Genomic DNA, 3518 nt, shown 5'->3' with positions numbered 1-3518 from the left:
CGTTTGCGCCGATCGGCTGGTTTGCGCTTTCTCAGCATCTTATGTCGGGGCTTACGTTCTGGATTGTCGGCAAATGGGTCAAGCGATACAACAAAATGAACAGCTTGCGGGCCGGTCTTATTTTATCCGGCATGTTTTATTTGGCTGTGCTGCTGCTCGGACCCGCCGCCAGCCGCCACGTCGTGCCGCTCGGCATCCTTAACGGCATGGCCATGGGCTTTTTCTGGATGGCTTATAATGTTGTATACTTTGAAATAACGGAGCCGGGCAACCGTGATCGGTTTAACGGCTGGGGCGGACTGCTCGGCTCGGGCGCCGGCATGATGGCTCCTTGGATTTCGGGCGTCGTGATCGGCGCTTTCGGGGCAGGTGGATACCGGATCGTTTTTACGGCGTCGCTGCTCTTATTTGCAACGGCGGCGGCGGTGAGCTTTTTCCTCGCCAAGCGCAAAACGTTGGGACAATATGATTGGCTTTACGGCATCCGGCAGGTTGGGTGCAAAGGTAGTCCATGGCGGCGTGTGATGCCATCGCTTGCGTTTCAGGGCATCCGCGAGGGAGTCTTCGGGTTTTTGCTCGGACTTCTCGTGTTTCTGTCGACATCAGAAGCAGCATCCCATATGATTGAATCAGGCAAAGGCGGCGTTGTTGCGCTTGTAAGCTTCTGGCTGGCGGGGCGATTACTCAAGCCGGGCATCAGAAGCAAGGCGATGCTGATCGGAGCGTTTGCCGTATCGATGTCTACGCTGCTGCTCTTCATCGGCGTCGTATACGGCACGATGCTGTGGCTCGGAATCGCAACCGCTTTTTTCATGCCCTTGTATGTCATACCGATGACGTCGGCGGTGTTCGATTTGATCGGCGCGTCCGAGGCCAGCGCGGGGCGGCGGGAAGAGCTCATTGTGCTCCGGGAGTCGGGCTTGATTGCCGGACGTGTCATCGGACTGGTCCTTTATTTGTCGGTGGTGGCGACGACCGAATCGGCGGGAGCGCTGGTCTGGCTGCTGCTGATCGTCGGCGCGGCTCCACTGCCCGGTTGGCTGCTGCTGCGCGGCAGGCTCACGGGCAGTGAAAAAGTTCAAACATGAATGGATTGGCGCATAAGGCGCTCATGGGAGGGGAAAAGATATGCCGAGAGTAGTGAATCAAATAACGGATTTGATCGGAGAAACACCCGCAGTCCGGCTGTCGATTACAGAGCCGGGATCGGCGGAAGTGCTTGTCAAGCTGGAGCGGTTCAACCCGAGCGGTAGCGTGAAAGACCGCGCGGCATTCGCGCTGATTGAAGCGGCCGAGCGTGAGGGCTTGCTTAAGCCCGGTGGTACGATTATCGAGCCGACGAGCGGCAATACCGGCATCGGACTGGCGATGAATGCGGCGGTTAAGGGTTACCGGCTTATACTTGTCATGCCCGACAATATGACGGTCGAGCGCATCAAGCTGGTGCGCGCTTATGGCGCGGAAGTCGTGCTGACGCCGGCTGCCGAGCGGATGCCCGGGTCCATCCGCAAAGCGCAGGAGTTGCAGGCGCAAATACCGGGCAGCATGATCCCGAATCAATTTGAGAACGCGGCGAATCCGGACATCCACCGCATAACGACAGCGGATGAGATCATGCGTCAGACGGGCGGTCGGCTGGATGCATTCGTTGCTACCTCAGGTACGGGAGGGACGATTACCGGTACGGGTGAAACGTTGAAATCGATGCTGCCGAGACTGCATGTCGCCGTTGTCGAGCCCGCAGGCTCACCGGTGCTTTCCGGCGGAGTGCCGGGACCGCATAAGCTTGTCGGAACCAGCCCCGGTTTCGTGCCTGCGATTTTGAACACCAGCGTATATGACGAAATCATACAAGTATCCGATGACGATGCGTTATCCGTCACGCGGCGGCTGGCGCGGGAGCAAGGGCTGCTGGTCGGACCTTCGTCGGGCGCATCCGTTTGGGCCGCCATGCAGGTGGCCGCGCGGCTCGGCGAAGGACGTCGCGTCCTGTGCATCGCTCCCGACACCGGCGAGCGATACTTGAGCATGGATATTTATTAAGATTGACTTTGCTTGGTTACAGCGAGCCGGCGCGCCGGCTCGGGTAGCTCTAGCGGCTGCATTGGCGTATTAAGATTGCAGTCCCCTCGTCTTTTCCCGTCCCCGCAGACCGGCTTCCGGACTCAACTGCTAACGATCGCGTACATCCGCCGGATGCAAAACGACCGTTCAGCTGCATAGCATAACAGCCTTCATTTCCACTTGCGAAGTTCAGCCAGGACGATGCTTCTTCGTTCCCTAATATAGCTGCGGATGAATCCGGGCTCCGACTGGAACACGCTGTATGGATGCTTGCGGGTGGTGTCGGCGCGGATGTCGTCGGCGATCCGGCCATGCATGCGGTTGACGACCGGCATGAGCGCCGATTCGCGGAAAATGGTTCTCAGCAATTTCTTAAGCAGCTGTTTGTAGGCATTCCGGTAAACGGGAAAGCTTAGCAGTTTTTCAGTCAGTATATTATAGCCTTGAATGTTGACAAGATCGCTTTTGCACGGATTTCCGTAGCAGTTTCTCCCCCACGTACCCTCGTAATCCCAGGGAATGATCCGGTATTTGCCGGTATTGGCATGCTCGTAAAGGGCGTAGTTTTGCTCGAAGCCATCATAATTTCCGGTCAAAACCGCTCCGGCAAGCCAGCGCAAATAGACGGCCGTATCAAGCTTGGCGGCAATTCTGCGCCGCAGCGCAGCGCCCTTCAGCCGGTTGATGTCGTGAATGAAACGGACCAATCGAACGGACGCCGCGTTGTCGCCGGCAACCTTCTCGTAGCCGGAGAACAGGCTGCTTTTCGCATCCCCGCTATCCGAGTCCATCAGGCCGAAATGGGCGTGATCGTTGACGGCGTACACAATCGACCGCTGCCCGATCCGGCGCGCGCGGAAAAATATCGGTTTTACGGCTTCGATTTCCAAATAAACGCCGAGCGACGAGCCGTTAACCGACAAACGGCAGTGCGAGGTGCGGGGAGCGGGCAGACCGATCCGGTTAAAAAAATAAAATGACAGGGCGTTTCGAATGAGCGACGGGTCATCGTATTCGGTGTTCCAATGAAAGGTGAGGCCGCCTTCCACGCTGATTTCGTAAGACTTCTTTGGGTAGCTGCGCGTATGTCCGCCGCGGATTCGGATCCGGGCGTCGAGGGTGCGGTTTTTAAGCGCGATTTGTACGGGGATGGAGCTTCGGTTCCAAGGATCTTGATGCAGCCGGCTCCACAAGTAAGGCTCGACGATAATACGGCGAACGGGCAAGTCGGCGGCGGGCATTCGTTCACTCCTCGGGGGAAAAAGATAAAGCCTATCGTCTATGCTGACGATAGGCTTTCGTTACTTATAACGTATTCGTTTACCTCCGTTTCGGTTACACGTTCTCGACATACCACTGTGAGGGCCAATAGCTGCGCTGGAACGGCCATTCGGCGTTCTGGATCACACTGCGGCGGGAGCCGCCCGTGCGGTCGCCGCGAGTGCCGTGCGTCC

Annotated in this window: 3 protein-coding genes; 2 read left to right on the top strand and 1 reads right to left on the bottom strand. The window is 57.6% G+C overall.

Features of this window, described 5'->3' with window-relative positions; translation table 11 throughout:
• Together BG52_RS15800 and cysK are read left to right on the top strand one after the other, a co-directional pair.
• The coding region (locus tag BG52_RS15800; protein ID WP_036666628.1) for a hypothetical protein at window positions 1-1088 on the top strand (1088 nt) is incomplete at its 5' end.
• Window positions 1089-1128: 40 nt separating this feature from the next.
• Window positions 1129-2043: a cysteine synthase A gene (cysK, locus tag BG52_RS01055; protein ID WP_036586459.1), complete on the top strand. Its 915-nt coding sequence runs from the start codon at window positions 1129-1131 to the stop codon at window positions 2041-2043.
• A gap of 191 nt (window positions 2044-2234) precedes the next feature.
• Here cysK and BG52_RS01050 read toward each other — a convergent pair whose 3' ends face one another.
• Complete coding sequence (locus BG52_RS01050; RefSeq protein ID WP_036586457.1) at window positions 2235-3305, bottom strand: CotH kinase family protein; 1071 nt, start codon at window positions 3303-3305, stop codon at window positions 2235-2237.
• Window positions 3306-3518 lie beyond the last annotated feature (213 nt).

The sequence above is a fragment of the Paenibacillus darwinianus genome (genome assembly GCF_000598065.1).
GTDB lineage: Bacteria > Bacillota > Bacilli > Paenibacillales > Paenibacillaceae > Paenibacillus_I > Paenibacillus_I darwinianus.
The sequence above is the reverse complement of the archived record's forward strand: the minus strand, read 5'-3'. Positions and strand labels throughout refer to the sequence as shown.